Source organism: Helicobacter sp. MIT 01-3238 (assembly GCF_003364135.1).
GTDB lineage: Bacteria > Campylobacterota > Campylobacteria > Campylobacterales > Helicobacteraceae > Helicobacter_B.
The window spans coordinates 1-15,632 of the sequence record NZ_NXLN01000041.1 but is presented as its reverse complement, the minus strand read 5'-3'; the positions used below and the strand labels follow the sequence as shown (position 1 = coordinate 15,632).

The following is a 15,632-nucleotide window of genomic DNA, read 5'->3' as shown; positions in this document are numbered from 1 at the left end:
AATAATACAGATATTATGCTTAAATGTTGCTTAAGTGTGGGGATAATTAAGAGAAATTGTGAAAGATTTGTGGGGAGTTGGAAAAATTTCGGTGGGAATGTGAATTTTTATGCCTCTACAAAATTTATGATTTAATCTTTAACTTGGATTATTTATATTAGTTGTCTAAAAAAGACAAAAATATTCACGCTAAGTTTTGGCTATGAAAACAAAAATAATCTCAACACAAAAAGTGCAAAATCTCACAAAAATAATGTCATAAATTCTGCCCACTTAATGCTATTGCAAATGCCACTGCACCTTTGCAACAAAATCTTTGCAATAAATTTACAAAGATTTTTGGCTAGAAACTAGAAGTTTTGTAGGTGTTGATAGCTTTATTTGTGGCTATGTGGATTTTGGTGCAAAATCTGCTATAATACCCGCAACATTCACACAAATGCGCAAATCAAATGTGTAGCGCAAAGTAAATCGGGGTAAAGTCTGGGGAATCAAAATCGCGGAAAATTTGCAAAAAGACGGGGAAAAATGATGATTTTTGTGATAAAAATGACTAAAACTTGGGTAAATTTGGCAAAAATGTGGATTACAAAGCCTAAAGTAGTTTTTGGCGTGGGGGTTTTTGGCGCGACTGATTTTATAAAAAATATTGATTTTGCAAAAAATTTAGATTCTAAGCTAGATTCCACGCAATCAATACAATCAAAAAAACCAAGCACAAAGCCTCACATACCCTCATCTATCCTATCTATGCTATCTTGCGCTATTGTATTGTTTGCTTTTTTTGGCTGTGCCAAGTATGAGTATGAGGTGGATTCTAGTCAAACCTCTCAAAGCAGTTCACAAAGCAAGGACACGCAAACCACACTTGTAGCCAAAGCAACTCATAGCCAAAGCAAAAAACTCTCACAAAATCCCACCTCATCTGCAAAAACCTCGCCTAGTAAAGAGGCTAGTAAAGACTTCACAAAAGCAGAATCTACAAAAAAACCAAAATCCACCCACCAAGAATCCAAAAAATCCTCCCAAGAGCCCCAAAAGCTAGATTCTAGCAAAAATGTGCAAAAAAATTCCAAAGAGCAAATGTCTACTCAAGCAAAAAACCAAGAATCTAGCCAAGCACCCAAAGCCACCGCCCAATCAAGCACAAATCCGCCAAAATCCATTCCAAGCCCCAAAACTCCCTCTACACTTCCTCCACCACTGCCATTGCAGCTATCCTATAATGAGCTAGCAAAATCCTCGCCTAGAAGCGATGGCAATGCGATTTTGCACCTAAAAAAAGAAAATGAAAAAGGGTATCAGCTTATCCATATCTATGATGAAAATGGCGCGATTTTGGCTAGCCTAAGCTTCAAAAATAGGCAGCTTGATGGCATAAGTAGGATTTATAAAAATGGCGAGGTTGTCAAAGAAGTGCCTTATAGAGATGGTGTTTTGGAGGGAGAAGTAGTTAGTATTTTGCGTAGCACGCGCACAACACAGACTTATAAAAATTCTAAAAAAGAGGGAGCAAGTATCACTTATAGAAATGGCGCGATTATCGCTAAAAAGCACTATAAAAATGACATTTTAAATGGCGAGAATCTATTTTTTGATGCGCAAAATATCGCTATTAAGACAACTTATATAAACGGCAGAAAAAACGGCAGCTCTAGCGGATATGCGCGTGATAATCTCGTGTTTTTGCAAAACTATGTAGACGATTTTCTAAGCGGGGAGGCAAAGACTTATGGGCAAAATGCGATTTTGAAAATCTCTAGATTTTACAAAGACGGTGTGCTAGATGGCGAAGAAATCGTTTATGATTATCCTAGCCAAAAGCCCTTGCACAAGTCTTTGCACAAAAATGGCGTGCTTAGCTCTCCTTATCAAAACTACGACAAAGAGCAAGTCTATGAGTCCATAAAGCCACTAGATTTTGCAAACGCGCTTAGCAAAGACACACCTCAAGGAGCTAGGGAAACTTGGCGGTATCCTAGCGGGCAAATCGCCTTTGTCAAAAATGCAAACAAAATCAGCACCTACCACCCAAATGGCACTCTTGCAAGTGAGTTTGAGATAAGTGCAAGTGGTGCAAGTGGTAGCACTTACAATCAAAATGGCGTGCTAGAATCAAAAGTGGCTTATAGCAGGGATTCTCATATCCAATGGCTATACAACGCCGATGGCAAGACACTAAGAACAAAAAATGAAAAACAACGAGGGAAAAATATCCTACAAACCTACAAAAACGGCTCTTTGCACAAAGAGATTATCACTATTGAGGGAGAGGATTTGACGATTTATCGGGTGTTTTTTGGCGGAGGTGGTTCGCCAAAAATCCAATCCGAGCTATACGAAAAAGACAAAAAAGTCGTAGGTGGGAAGCGATATGAGCCAAACGGCAAGGTAGCGTTTAGTTATACTTTTAGGAGTGAGGATATACTTTTTGATGAGATTTTTATCTATGGTGCGCAAGAGAGGCGAGCCAAAATCCTGCATTAGGTGGAGGAGTATTGTAGGCTAGCTAAAATATTTGATTTAGCGTGCTTAGTGGCGTTTTTGGACAAAATTCTAAAAACTGCTTTTTTGTCCTTGACTTTTTACTACTTTGCAAGGTGCTGCCAAGACAACACTTTGACAACACTTTGCAAGACGCTACTTCGTAAGATGGGCGCAAGGATAAATGCGACACAAATTAGGCGACCTTATTTTATTTGTTTTTTATTTTAGATTATAATGTGCCGTTTTGTTTTTTCTTATGTATTTGGCTAATGTTTTGAAAGCAAATCAAGTAAAATCAAAACAAAAATCAACAAAAAGGACTTCAAATGAATCTTTCTAAACTCACATTTTGCGCACTCATTATGAGCTTTCTCTCTCTCTCACAAGCGCACGAGCACTCTCACGCCACACAAGAATCCACACAAGCTAGCGCGGATTCTAGTGCAAGCACTCCCTCACAAAAAATCATATCGGCTATGCACTCCCCTATGCACGCAAACAAACCCTCACAAACAAAAAGCGTAGAGATTGACTTCCTTAGCGATATGATACCTCATCATCAAGGCGCGATTGATTCTGCTAAGCTACTTTTGGAGAGTGCCAAAACCCCTGAAGTTATCGCTTTGGCTGAAAACATCATCAAAGCCCAAGAAGCTGAAATAGCGCAATTTAAGGAGCTAATCGACAAAAAGGGCGTAAAAACTACCAAGATTTCATCAAAGGACTACAAGGCGTTTGGCGAGAAAAATGCTAAAGCTATGGAAGCTATGATGGAAGCTATGAAAATCCAAGAAAGTGGCAATGCCGAGCGGGATTTCCTCTCATCTATGATAGGACACCACAAAGGTGCTATCGAGACTTCAAAAGTCGCACTTGAATACTCAAAAGACGAAGTGCTACGCAAAATCGCTCAAAAAATCATTGATGACCAAGAAGCTGAAATCACAACTATGGGCAACCTCATAGAAGCCATAGACACCGCTGCAAAAGCTCAAACAGAGCAATCAAGCAAAAACACAAAAAAGAAAAAGTAGTTTTAGATTTTGGGAGCTTTTGTAGCACCGATAGCAATCGCCCCAAAATATGCCAAAACTTTATAATGAAGTAAGCACGAAGTAGAGACTTTGGGCACAAAAAGGTAAAACCACTTGGATTCTTACCAATACAGCGAACTGCTAAAAACTCTTACAAGCAAATACGCCACCATTGGCGAAATCATCAAGCCCGATGACTTGCACGCACAGCTTGCCACACTCCAAGCTATTGAGAGCTCTCCAAACTTCTGGGAGGACGCCAAAAAGGCTAGCGAGGTAGGCAAGCAAAAAGCAAAAATCACCAAAACCTTGCAATCCTACACCGCGCTAGGCAAAAACCTTAGCGATAGCGCGGAGCTCTTTGAAATCGCTAGCACACAGGGCGATAGCGACACGCTAGAGCTACTTTTTGCCGAGTCTGGTGCGCTAGAGTCCTCCCTGCTCCAAGCCGAGCTAGAGATTTTGCTAAACTCCCCAAATGACGCGCTTAATGCGATTATCACTATTCAGCCGGGAGCTGGCGGGACAGAGAGCCAAGATTGGGCGAGTATGCTCTATCGTATGTATCTGCGCTGGGCGGAGCGCAGGGGGTATAAAGTCGAGATTCTAGACTATCAAGACGGCGAGGAAGCGGGCATAAAAGGTGCGGCGTTTTTGCTAAAAGGCGAAAATGCCTTTGGCTACGCCAAAGCAGAATCAGGCGTGCATAGGCTGGTAAGAATCTCGCCTTTTGATTCTAATGCCAAGCGACACACGAGCTTTGCAAGCGTGCAGGTAAGCCCTGAAATCGATGATGACATAGTAATCGAGCTAGAGGAAAAGGACTACCGCATAGATACCTATCGCGCGAGTGGCGCGGGCGGACAGCATATCAACAAAACAGATTCTGCGATTCGTATCACGCACTTTCCAAGCGGCATAGTCGTGCAGTGCCAAAACGACAGAAGTCAGCACAAAAACAAAGCCACCGCGCTAAAAATGCTAAAATCCAAACTCTATGAAATCGAGCAAGCAAAGCAGCGCGAAAGCGCAAGTGCTGGGGAAAAAAGCGAAATCGGCTGGGGACATCAAATCCGCTCCTATGTCCTCGCTCCCTATCAGCAGGTCAAGGACTTGCGCTCAAACTACGCCACGAGCGATACAAACGGCGTGCTAGATGGCGACATAGACGCGCTTATACAATCCGTGCTTGTGATGAAGTGATGAGATGATGTGGGGGGTGTGAGATTTTTAGAGTAGAGTTTGGATTTTGGCATTTTTAGCTTTTTTTGATTTGTGTGGCTTCACTCAAGCAAAAATTCGTATTCATAAATTTTGGGGGTGATTTTGTCAGCGAGGGTTTGCAGGGCGATTCGTAGCTGGGCTATTAGGTCATTGTAGTGATTGTCTTCGCTTCGTGCGTTCATCTTGCCCTTTTTGCCATTGATAGTTTCGCCACGCCCTTGAAAAAACTCTTTTATATCATACAAACTTGCGTCATTTAGGTATTTATCGCTATTTTTGGCTTGTGTGTGGTAGTATCGCCATAGCGCAAGCCCTGTGCTAAATACTTCTTGTGCTTCTTTGCTAAATTCTAGTGGCTTTGTGGGGATAAAGCTTTGCGTATTTGCTTGGATTTCTTTTTTGTCAAAAGGCAATGCACTATCATAGATTGCCGTGCTTGCTTTGCCAGCTCGCAATGACGAAGCGGTGTCGTCTTTGCCTAGCTTGCCATTTATAAAGCGCACCATAAAGTCGCTTTTGAATGCTTCTTTTGCGCCTACTTGGGATTCACTAAAGGGGATAAAGTGGTTTATATATTCGCTATACCCACCCCCTTTATCCCCCTCCGCAGGTGAGGGGGAAATACTTGCTTTTATGTAATTTTGGTTGTGAAAAAGTGTGAAAGCTAAGCAATCATTGCGAAATTCTGTGTCTTTTTGCCATTTATCATTTGGATAAAGAAATTGGTCTCTATCGTTTATCCACGATGCTTTAATGGCGTGGCGCACGGCTAAGTAAATGGAGGCTGGAATAAGATTATACGCATTTATCCACATACCACGCGGATTTACAACCTGTGCTTTTTGATTTACAAGATAGACAATGTAGTTGTGCTGAAAGTCGTTGCCATTGATTCCATCAAGCCAACCTATATTTTTATTCTTATCGTTTTTATGTTGATTTATCCATTTGTTGATAACTTCATCTTTTTTAAATAGATAAAAATTCTTGTTGCCGATTCGTTTATTGTTTTCATTAAATACATTTACTTTGCACTTTTTAATATCCTTTTTATCCCCTAGATTCCACACCAAAAAGCCGATAGGAAAATTGCCTTTTACATTATCAAAAGTCCAAGCGGGGATAATGAATCCTTTTAGAAATTTTGCCTTAAATTCTTTTCTAAAATTAGCAAAAGCACTACCATTTATATATTTTAGTGTGGAAAAACTTGCCAAAGTAGAGTTTGGAATTTCCTTATAGATTCGTATAAAAAATTGCGCAAAAAGTTCGCGTCCCGCAGTTTGTAAAATATCTTTATATTTAGAATGAACCTCCGATAAATTCACACCTTTTTTGCCTTGTGGCTTTTTACTAGAAACTTCCGCATACGGCGGATTGATAAAAATCACTAATTTTTGTGGCTCGTTTTTTATGATATTTTGCAAGGATTCGGGTAGCTTTGATTTTGTCAAAACTTTGCCACTTTTTTCATCGACTTTATCAAAAAAGCAATCATTTAGAAAATCAAATTGAAAGATATGTGATTCTAGTATATTTCTTTGGGTGGAAACGGGCGAATCGCTCAAATCATTTTTATTTAGCTCTTTCATTATCAGCACATCGCTTAAGTCAATCGTAGAGGCATAGATATTTCGCGCATTTTTTAGCCCCACTAGCAGGTTGCCTGTCCCCGCCGCGCAGTCCCAAATGTAATACTCCTCTTGCCAATTCTCGCCCAAAGACTCGGCTAGATATTCTTGCGCTTTTTGCACCCACATTTTTGGCGTGAAAAACGCACCTTTGCGCTCTCTAATGTCGTCAGGGGAGAGCTTGTCGCGCCTCTCATAGATTTTATCCCAAAATTCCTCTTTGGGTGGGCGTTTGTAGCGATTCCAAAACTGCGCGTGAGTGCTGTTGTCATCGTTTAGGAAAATGATATTTTCTGTATTCCAGCTAAAAAGCCCTTTGTCAATTTTGATATTATAGTGCAACTTTTCTTTGGCGTTTTCTACCCTTTTGCTAAGCAAGATTCGCAGGTTTTGGTTTATGGTAGTGTTATCCTCGCTTAGCAAGTCAGCTAGGAAAAAGTCTGATTCAAGCGCGATTAGATTATCCCGTGCGTATTTCCACGCATTTTGGTTTAGGTTTATCGTAGGCAAAACGATGCGATACCATTGCAAATACACTGAATCAAAGTTTTCTAAATCAATCTCTATGGGATTATTTTTGCCCTTTGCAACGGAATTTTTGATAAAGTCTTGTAATTCTTTTGTGTCTTTTGCGTAAGTAAAAATTATGCTTTTATCACGCAAAATCGCTTCTGTCAAACTCTGCATTCGCAAAAATGCCTCGCTATTATGCTCACTTGGCGTGATAGAAGTCCAATCAAAATCATTGCGCATCACAAAATCTTTGATATATTTGTAGGGTAAAAAGGCGATTTTGTTTGCGTCAAACGCGCCGATAAACTCGGGGATGGGGTGGATTCTATGTAGATTATTTGCGCCGATTGTGAGGATAAGCTGAATTAGGGAAGCATAAATATCGGCATCATCGCCCCTCTTTGCCTCCGCCCAAAGCGCGTAGATATTTGGGAAAAGGGAGTTTTTGCTCTCTTTTAGCGTGATGGCAAAGTCGATTCTATCTAGCGGCTCATAATCAAACGCGCTGAAAAAATCATTTGCTACGCGTTGCTTTAGGGACTCTTCTTGTAAATCTAGTGGATACATTTATTTCCTTGTCAAATACTTCATTTATCTTTTAGTCTCTCAAATACTGCGTAGTTTTGGGGTTTTTGAAAATCCTCTAGCATTTCCTTGCGCAATGCCTCAAAACTAGAATCTTTATCGCCTTTTTGATTGTCTTGCTGGATAATTCTAGCATTGGCATTTTTTGCCACTTCTATAAACGCGCTCAAAAACTCTTCTTTGACATTTTCCACGATTAAAGTCATCTCGCACTCCTTATTAAACTTTTAAATTTTAAAAGCCAAAATTCTAGCATATTTGTCGTATTTTCATAAGCCAAATCTACTCAAACTCCCTAAATACCGCGCCTATGTCAAGTCCGTTTATGACTTCATCGCCCCTTTTATCAAGTATGCCTTGTGCGCCCTCTATCAAGTCCTTGCTAGAGATTCCGTGCGCGATAGAGATTTTTGCCTCTAGATACGCGCTTAGGTGGTCGCACGCTTTTAGAAACTCCCCGCAGATAGGCTCATACTCATCGCTATTAAACCGCGCGAAAAGCTCCTCATAGGATTTGGTATAGTGGGGGAAGCACTCGATTTTGTAGCGGTTGGCAAACTCATTTTGCGTGAAATACACAATGTCTTCTTTTATGTTGTCTGGGACTTTTGAGAGGATTTTCTCCTCGACTGCCTCGCTCTCTATTTGCTTGATAAACTCATCTAGCCCTAGCACATTGTGCTTGATAGGCGAGATAATGTCGCGGGTAAGGACTTCTGGCAAATCGTGGAATAGCCCACAAAGGAAGTGGTTTATGCGCATCTGCTTGCACGCGCCCAAATCAAGGCTTAGCAAATACGCGCTTATAGCGACAACTAGCGTATGTCCTAGCACGGAGGTTTCGGGGATTCTAGGGGTCTGACTCCACCGCTTCTGGAATCTTAGCTGCCCTAGCATAGTGATAAGCTCGCGCACATCTTCATATAGCGCGATTTGTTGCATTCCTGCGAGATGATAGTGGTCTTCTACCTGCTTGTCGATGATTTTTTTTATGTTTTGCACATCATACATTTTGGTGTTGAAATGATAGATAATGTCAAACTCCCACTTGGAAGCGTAGTAGTGCGCGGCTTTTAGTATCTCGCACTCTAGGCTAGGGCTGTGTGAGGCGAGGTGCTCGCTAGAAGTGAGATACTCGCCCATCTGGGAGAAAAACTCATACTCGCCTAAGTCGCCTTGCAAGGTGGCAAGGGTAAATTTCACTAGCTCTTTGTTGTGCCTAGTGGTTAGCTTGTGGAAAACGGGGGGCTTTATGTCTGTGAGGATTACTCGCTCAAAAAACTCATAGCAAAACTGCAAGATAAGCCGCTCCCAATCAATACTCGCACCATTTATATGCTCCTCATAGCGCGCAAGCAAGTAGGCGATAACCATTTTGTGCGCCTGCTTGTCAAGCTCGACAAACTCCACAGGGCAGGCTTGGTCATTCCACCGCCTTATGGACGCGGCGGTAAAAATTTTGCGCAAGAGGGAGGGCTTTAGTCTGGGGGATTTTGTGGGATTCATTGTTTGCTCACTATCTAGATTTGCGCTAAAATCTTATGCTTTTTTCACAAATATTTTTATCGTGCGGGTTAAGTTAATTTAGCGTGATATATGCCTAGTCTTTTTTGAGTGCTTCATTTACGCGCTCTATGCTTTCATCTAGTGCTTTATCAAGTGCGTTTTTTATCGCCAAAATCTGCTCATCGCTACTTTTTGTAGAATTTTGGGCTACTTCTACTTTGGTGTGGATATTGGAATTTAGCTCGCTTTTTTTGCGCTCTTTTGATTTTGCCTGCGTGCTTGAGGGGGCGTTTGAGGGTGTGCTTGCTTGGGCTTGGGATAGTCGCAGGCTCATATTGACACTTGCGGAGAGATTTTCTTTGTCTTGTTCTTTGTCTTGATTTTGGGCTATCCCAAAGCTAAACACCCTTACTTGCAAAAGCGGGATTTTGCTATCGATATTGGTGCTACTTAGGGCGATACATTGGGATTGTGCTTTTGCTTCAAGCGAAGTTTTGATAAGGTTTGATGGCAAGTCTAGCCACTGTGCATCTTTGAGTGGCTCTATGCGTCCGTTTTTGCCCTCGATAAAAATATTTGTCGTGTTAAATTCGCTAGCGACTTCGACTTCTAAGCGCATAGGCAAAAACGATGGGCAATCTTTGGGTGCTACCACGCTTGGCAGTGAATAATACCCCACACTTGGGGTTTGGGTTTTGATTTTTATATCAAAGCAACCTTGCAGGTTTAGCCCCACAAAAACCGCGCAAAGTGGGACAAAAAAGTGCTTAAGCCCTTTTGTGAGGCTTCCTAAAAATGCTTTTGTTTCTTTTGTAAGCACGGCAATAAAATCTAGCAAAAAAGATTTTGTGGTGTTTATGTAGCGCGTATCGCGTGGCACTCTATTTGTATTGTTTGCGTTGCTCATTTGGTTGTTCTCCCATTTGTGTTTTTCTTTTGCTCGCCAAATAGCGTGGAGTATGGATTTGCGTTAAATTTATCAATCAAGTTGCTTGCTTTTTGAATCGTAGAATCTAGATTTTGCAATGTCTTTTGGCTCTGGCGAAGCGTGGGGCTTAAAATGTCTTTTATGTCGTATTGCCCATTTTGGACGCGCTCATTTAGATTTTTGCTTAGCTCGGCGATTTCTGCACTAGCTTTGTTTAGCGAAAAAAGCGTGCGGTTAATGTTGTAAATGTTTTCCTCATTTAGCAGAGAATCCACGCTTTTTAGCATACTTGCCACCTCCCTTAGCGTCTCATCTGCCTTATCACTTAGCTTGCCAAAAAACCCTTGCTCAAGCTCAAGTCTTGGCTCATCATTTGGGGTAATGATTTCCCCTGCTGGATTTTGCTTTAGGGCGAGGTAGTTTAGCCCTGCTAGCCCTTGAGAGTCGATGACTAGGCTTGAGCCTTTGGCTATGGGGATAGATTTTTCTATGAGTAGATTTAGTCGCACCACACCTACCTTGCTAGAATCAAAAGCGATAGATTCTACTATGCCGATAGAAATGCCTTTGTATTTTATCGGTGTCTTGGCACTTATGCCTGAAATGTCATAAGTGGTTTGGATAAAGTATTTTCCAAACCGCTCATCGCTACTCATTCCTAGCCGTCCAAACCACATTATAAACGCTATCAACGCCACAATCACGGCGAAAAATATGCCACCGATAAGCAAGTAATTTATGCGTCTTTCCATAGTCGCTCTCCTCTGTTGCTGAAAAATAGATTATCGCTTGAAAGGGTGCTTATGCTTTCTTTTAGCTCGTGCAAAGTTCCCAAAAACTCTATTTTACCATTTTTTAGCATTAAAAATCGATTTGCCGTATCGCGCACAGAATCCAAATCGTGCGAAACCATAACAATCGTCATTTGCAATTCATCTTGGAGCTTGCAGATAAGCTCATCTAGCTTTTGTGCGCTTGCAGGGTCTAGCCCGCTTGTAGGCTCATCTAGGAACAAAATCTGCGGGTTTAGTGCTAGGGCGCGAGCTAGTCCCACGCGCTTTTTCATTCCCCCGCTTAGCTCATAGGGGTAGAGATGATAGGCGTTTGGCTCTAAGCCGACTTTGGCGATTAGGGATTTTGCGATTTCTTTTATGGTGGATTTGGGGTAGTCGCTGTATTCTTCAAGGAGGATTCCTACATTTTCTATCACTGTTAGTGAGCTATATAGCGCACCAAACTGAAACAGCACACCGCAGTGGTTTAGAAAATGCGTGGGGTTTTTTAGCTTCCAAATGTCTTTGTCAAAGATTTTTATCTCGCCGCTTTGTGGTGGCTGAAGCAAAACCATAGTTTTTAGCAAGGTGGATTTTCCGCTCCCGCTCCCGCCCAAAATCCCAAAAATCTCGTTTTGGTAAATGCTAAAGCTGATATTGTCGTGGATTAGGCGATTTCCATAGGAAGTGTAGAGGTTTTTTACCTCAATTATTGGCTTGCCTTTGGGTGCATTTGTAGATTTAGTAAAGTCTCTTGGGGTAGATTCTAAGGTAGATTTTTTTGCAAAATCTTGCGTAAATAAGGTTTTTTTGCTCATATCTCAAGCCTTGCGGTGATAAATGAAAAAATCGCATCAATAGTGATACACCAAAATAGCGCGTTTACCACGCTAATAGTCGTAGCCTGCCCTAGCTCTTGGGTGTTTTCTCGTATGCAAAATCCCCTAAAGCACCCCACTAGCGCGATAGCCGCGCCAAAAAATGGTGCTTTTATCACTCCTATCCAGAAATGCACCCAATCCACCGTCTCATAAAATCGCTCAACCCACGCATTAAACCCAATCCCCACTTGTGCAAACACAGCTAGCATACCGCCAAGTAGAGACATCGCATCGGCTAGAAAGACTAGAAAGGGCATAATAATCACCAATGCCAAAAATCGCGGAATCACTAGAAAAACCACAGGATTAAAGCCCATAGTTTTCATCGCATCGATTTCCTCTGTAAGCCTCATAACGCCGATTTCTGCAGTGAAGCTAGAAGCACTGCGCCCTGCGATAACAAGTGCTAGGATAAAAGGTCCCATCTCGCGCAAAGATAGCTTTGCCACAGTCTCTACACTCATAAGCGGTGCGCCTAAGTTTTCTAGCTGTACAGCTCCTTGCAGTCCGATAGCAAAGCCTGCGATAAATGCCGTAAGCAAGCTCACAGGCAGTGCTTTGAATCCTGATTCGTTTATGTGATAAAAAAGTGGGGCGATACGAATCTCACGCGTGAAAATAGAGCGTCCAAGAAAGTAAAAAGTCATACCTACGAAATTTACAAAATCAACAAAACTCTGTGTAAACTCGCAAATATAGCGGCCTAAATTGCTAAATGCTTTGCGCCAAAACCGCTTCGCTCCGCGCACATACACACGAAACATACTAGCAAAAGTGCGTGGCTTTTTTATACGCATATTTTCGCAGGTTTGGAGGATTTGGCGTATATGGTTTGGGGCGATGATTTTGGGGAGTTTGGGTGGATTTGGTGGATTTGAGGTGGAGTCTAAAGGGTTTTGGGTGCTAAAATCTGCTGCGTAGGCATAAATTTGCTGCAAAAAATATGTCCCAAAGACAAAATCGATTTGGCAGCTCTCATCAAACTCAATAGATTCTATGTGTGTTTGCAGGGCTTTTTTTAGGGATTTTAGAGTTTGCTTAGATGTGCGAAAATCCCAAACCCCCTCCAAAATAATGCTTTTTTGATTTTGTGCTTGATTGCTTAGGAAGTGCATTTTTGGTGTCATTTATAAACCTTATTTGGTTAGAATTTTGCTTTTGCATAGAATCTTTGTGATAACGAATCTTTATAGGGCTTAAAGCAAATATTATACACTTTTAAAGGGTAGAACTTGACAAATCAAAACAAAATACCTTGTATAAATGCCACAAAAAATGATAGCAAAAATGCGATGAGTATCGCGGGTAGATTGGCTTTTGTTTTGGTGTTGCTTTTTTTTGTCTTTTTTGTCCCTCCTCTAAGTGCAAAAAAACCTCCCAAAGAATCCACACAGACTACCCAAACTACACAAGATAGCCAAACTCCAAAAATTACCCAAGAATCCGCAGAAAATGGTGCGAAATCCGCCACACAAACTGCAGAATCTAGCGAGCAAAAAAGTAGCGAAAAAAAGGCTGATGAGAAGTCTATACAATCCCAGCCTTGCAACGAGCTTTGCGAATATATCAGGCAAAAAACCTCCACCACCAAGCACAAAAACGGCTACTTCATCGGTGTAAATGGTGGTGCAAATGTCCTAGAAATATATAACAAACTTGTTTGGCTTCCCACCTTTGGGCTATCATTTGGGGTAAATAGCTTTTTTACTCCCTATATCGGTGTGCGCGGATATGTGAGTGCTGATGTGGGGTTTGGGGATTATGAAGGGGTGCTAGGTATGCTCTCACTTGGAATCGAAGCCTTAGCAGAGTTTAGCCTAAATAAGCGCAAAAGTGTGTTTTTGGGAGGGTTTTTGGGATTTGGTGTCGATGGATATGTGTATTATGATAAGCGGGATTTTTCTAGCTTTAGCAGTATGCAAAAAAATGGAGGATTTTATATGCAGGGGGGGATTTCTTTTGCGTTTTTGCGACACAATCGCCTAAATATCGCTGCTAGACTTATCCCCTCTAGAAGTGTGCGAGATTTTAGCTCCGCAGTGCTTGCCTTTGGGCAGTATAGCTATACTTTTTAGTTTTGTGCTTGTTTGTAGGGGGTGTTTGCGTGAGATTGTAGCATTGTGGCTTTTTGGTGGTTTTTCGTTTTTGATAATCTAGCATAAGTTCTAGCAAGCCCAAACCTACTAAACTTCTTAAAATCCCAAAATTTAGTGTAAAATACCACCTTGCAAATCCTTAAAGGGCAAAATATCTTCAAGGGGTATGAAATGCAAACAGAGAGCCAAGCAAATCAAACACCAATCCAAACACTAAATCAGCTAAATACCGCCCACACCACCAAATCAACCTCTACCAATCAAACCACCCAAGTAACAAAAACTACCAAAAACCCTAGCAAGCACAAAAAATCATCACTAAAAACCAAACTCCTACTATCTGTGATGAGTGTGCTAGCACTCATTATCTGCGCTATGCTAGCCTTTGGCTACTTCCACACACAGCGCACAAGTGCTAGCATAGAGGCAAAAATAGGGCAGGCAAATCTGCATAGTGCATATCTATCTTTGCGCACGCTTCAAGAAATGATAGAAGCGGATTTGTCCTCTATGGCGAAAAGTATCTCTATGCTTGATAAAAACGATGTCCTAGCACAAAGGCAAGTCCTCTCCCAAACCATAGCACTTCACAACCAAAAATCAGTAAAACTGCCCTACCTAAGTGCTTTTGTAACCTACGAAGAAGATGGCAACACCCTTATCCAAAATTCGCTAGCCAATCAATCCTCGCCTAGCTGGGATAGTGCGCAAGGATTTCGCACGCGCTCGTGGTATGTGCAAACAAAGCAAAGCTTTGCTATGAATATATCCTCTAGGGAATATAGCCTTGAAAATGCAGAATATCAAAATGGCGAGCTAAATCAAGGGGATAAAAAAGCCACAAAATCCATCGCTACTTTGCCGCTTATCATCAATGGCAAGTTTAGCGGTGTCATCGGCGTGGATTTCGCACTTAGTGATTTAAGTAGTGTCATAGATGAGCTAGATAGTGTGGTGGGGAGTGGCGAAGTGTTGCTACTTGATTCCGCGCTTGAAATCATCGCTGCAAAATCTAGTGCAGACACTCGCGTGCCAAAAAATCTGCAAAAAGAGCTAGAAAAACTACAAAAAGACAATTTACAAAAAGGCACTTTTAGCTACAAAGAGGGTGGCAAAAAACGAAGTGCTAGTGTAGCAGTGCTACCTTTTGGGTGGTATTTGCTTATCATAGATGATGACAAATCCTCATTTGGTGGGGCTTCTAGTGGTTTTGGTGCTTCATCTATGAGCGGGGGCTCTAGTGCGGATTTGGCTAGTGGCAAATCTGTGGGCGATTTTGTGCCTGTGCTACTTGTGGCTGGGGGATTGCTTTTGCTTGGGTTTGTGGTAGTAAGTGTGTGTATAAACTCGATTATGAAGCCTATGGAAGATGTAAAACAAGGGCTTGATGACTTTTTTGCATTTCTCCAAGAGGAGCTAAAGGGGGATAAAGATGACAACAAAGATAGCGCAAATAGCGATTTTGCTCCGCTAAGGACGGGGGGCATTGATGAGTTTGGTAGCATATCTCAAGCCATAGCACAGCATATTTTCCTTATGAGAAAGCGACTAGATAATGACGCTAAAGCTGTCGAAGAGATAGAGATTTTGGCTCAAAAGGTAGAGAGTGGCGAGCTAAATGCTAGAATCACAAAATCCTATCCAAACCCACACCTAAGCAAAATCACAAACACCATAAATGCAATGCTAGAAAATATACAATCAAAAGTCGGCACAGACCTAAACGAAATCAATCGTGTATTTGATAGCTATACAAAGCTAGATTTTACTACTGAAGTAACAAATGCAAAAGGACGCGTAGAAGTCGTTACCAATACACTAGGTGCAGAAGTAAGAAAAATGCTAAAGACTTCACTAAACTTTGCAAACTCTCTTAATGAACAAAGTGATAAACTTGAAGAAGCAGTAGCTTCTCTTACTCAAAGCTCAAACTCTCAAGCCTCAAGCCTAGAGCAAACAGCAACAGCAGTAGAG

Annotated in this window: 13 protein-coding genes; 5 read left to right on the top strand and 8 right to left on the bottom strand. The window is 41.5% G+C overall.

What is annotated here, in order from left to right; all coding sequences use genetic code 11:
* Nucleotides 1-528 precede the first annotated feature (528 nt).
* The 3 genes from CQA40_RS10395 to prfB all read left to right on the top strand — a co-directional run bounded on the left by CQA40_RS10395 (nt 529) and on the right by prfB (nt 4,724).
* Complete coding sequence (locus CQA40_RS10395; RefSeq protein WP_115520767.1) at nt 529-2,487, top strand: toxin-antitoxin system YwqK family antitoxin; 1,959 nt, start codon at nt 529-531, stop codon at nt 2,485-2,487.
* 326 nt (nt 2,488-2,813) lie between these two features.
* Nucleotides 2,814-3,521 carry a DUF305 domain-containing protein gene (locus tag CQA40_RS10390; RefSeq protein ID WP_115520766.1) on the top strand — a complete coding sequence of 236 codons (708 nt, stop codon included), beginning with the start codon at nt 2,814-2,816 and terminating at the stop codon, nt 3,519-3,521.
* A 114-nt stretch (nt 3,522-3,635) separates the two neighbouring features.
* Nucleotides 3,636-4,724 (top strand): peptide chain release factor 2, encoded by a 1,089-nt coding sequence (gene prfB / locus CQA40_RS10385; RefSeq protein WP_023926673.1) that lies wholly within the window; start codon nt 3,636-3,638, stop codon nt 4,722-4,724.
* Between the two features lie 80 nt (nt 4,725-4,804).
* On the opposite strand, the gene CQA40_RS10380 is transcribed toward prfB, so the two are convergent.
* From CQA40_RS10380 to CQA40_RS10350, 7 genes are all read right to left on the bottom strand, one after another.
* Nucleotides 4,805-7,456, bottom strand: a complete 2,652-nt coding sequence (locus CQA40_RS10380; protein ID WP_115520765.1) for a hypothetical protein — start codon at nt 7,454-7,456, stop codon at nt 4,805-4,807.
* A 20-nt stretch (nt 7,457-7,476) separates the two neighbouring features.
* Nucleotides 7,477-7,680, bottom strand: coding sequence for a hypothetical protein (locus tag CQA40_RS10375; RefSeq protein WP_115520764.1), 204 nt, complete (start codon nt 7,678-7,680; stop codon nt 7,477-7,479).
* Nucleotides 7,681-7,756: 76 nt separating this feature from the next.
* The gene (locus CQA40_RS10370) at nt 7,757-8,980 is read right to left on the bottom strand and encodes an HD domain-containing protein (protein WP_115520763.1); all 1,224 of its coding nucleotides are present in this window, start codon (nt 8,978-8,980) and stop codon (nt 7,757-7,759) included.
* A 94-nt stretch (nt 8,981-9,074) separates the two neighbouring features.
* Nucleotides 9,075-9,887, bottom strand: coding sequence for a hypothetical protein (locus CQA40_RS10365; RefSeq protein WP_115520762.1), 813 nt, complete (start codon nt 9,885-9,887; stop codon nt 9,075-9,077).
* On the bottom strand, nt 9,884-10,660 hold the full coding sequence (locus CQA40_RS10360; protein WP_115520761.1) for an MlaD family protein: 777 nt from the start codon (nt 10,658-10,660) through the stop codon (nt 9,884-9,886). Before CQA40_RS10360 ends, CQA40_RS10365 begins: the two co-directional genes overlap by 4 nt.
* Nucleotides 10,645-11,499, bottom strand: a complete 855-nt coding sequence (locus CQA40_RS10355; protein WP_115520760.1) for an ABC transporter ATP-binding protein — start codon at nt 11,497-11,499, stop codon at nt 10,645-10,647. The genes CQA40_RS10360 and CQA40_RS10355 overlap by 16 nt, the downstream gene beginning before the upstream one ends.
* Entirely contained in the window at nt 11,496-12,689 is a 1,194-nt protein-coding gene (locus CQA40_RS10350) for an ABC transporter permease (protein ID WP_115520759.1), read from the bottom strand. Before CQA40_RS10350 ends, CQA40_RS10355 begins: the two co-directional genes overlap by 4 nt.
* 105 nt (nt 12,690-12,794) lie before the next feature.
* Between CQA40_RS10350 and CQA40_RS10345 the strand changes: the two genes are divergently transcribed.
* Nucleotides 12,795-13,637: a hypothetical protein gene (locus CQA40_RS10345; protein WP_115520758.1), complete on the top strand. Its 843-nt coding sequence runs from the start codon at nt 12,795-12,797 to the stop codon at nt 13,635-13,637.
* Here CQA40_RS10345 and CQA40_RS11340 read toward each other — a convergent pair.
* A complete protein-coding gene (locus CQA40_RS11340; protein WP_181882929.1) occupies nt 13,634-13,786 on the bottom strand; it encodes a hypothetical protein in 153 nt (50 codons plus the stop codon). The genes CQA40_RS10345 and CQA40_RS11340 overlap by 4 nt on opposite strands.
* A 43-nt stretch (nt 13,787-13,829) precedes the next feature.
* Between CQA40_RS11340 and CQA40_RS10340 the strand changes: the two genes are divergently transcribed.
* Nucleotides 13,830-15,632: cache domain-containing protein (locus tag CQA40_RS10340; RefSeq protein WP_115520757.1), on the top strand; the 1,803-nt coding region annotated here is incomplete at its 3' end.

Excerpts from the sequence above, each read along its gene's own strand:
- CQA40_RS10395 (WP_115520767.1), top strand. The coding sequence starts at position 529 with ATGATGATTTTTGTGATAAAAATGACTAAAACTTGGGTAAATTTGGCA.
- CQA40_RS10390 (WP_115520766.1), top strand. The coding sequence starts at position 2,814 with ATGAATCTTTCTAAACTCACATTTTGCGCACTCATTATGAGCTTTCTC.
- CQA40_RS10380 (WP_115520765.1), bottom strand. The coding sequence starts at position 7,456 with ATGTATCCACTAGATTTACAAGAAGAGTCCCTAAAGCAACGCGTAGCA.
- CQA40_RS10375 (WP_115520764.1), bottom strand. The coding sequence starts at position 7,680 with ATGACTTTAATCGTGGAAAATGTCAAAGAAGAGTTTTTGAGCGCGTTT.
- CQA40_RS10370 (WP_115520763.1), bottom strand. The coding sequence starts at position 8,980 with ATGAATCCCACAAAATCCCCCAGACTAAAGCCCTCCCTCTTGCGCAAA.
- CQA40_RS10365 (WP_115520762.1), bottom strand. The coding sequence starts at position 9,887 with ATGAGCAACGCAAACAATACAAATAGAGTGCCACGCGATACGCGCTAC.
- CQA40_RS10360 (WP_115520761.1), bottom strand. The coding sequence starts at position 10,660 with ATGGAAAGACGCATAAATTACTTGCTTATCGGTGGCATATTTTTCGCC.
- CQA40_RS10355 (WP_115520760.1), bottom strand. The coding sequence starts at position 11,499 with ATGAGCAAAAAAACCTTATTTACGCAAGATTTTGCAAAAAAATCTACC.
- CQA40_RS10350 (WP_115520759.1), bottom strand. The coding sequence starts at position 12,689 with ATGACACCAAAAATGCACTTCCTAAGCAATCAAGCACAAAATCAAAAA.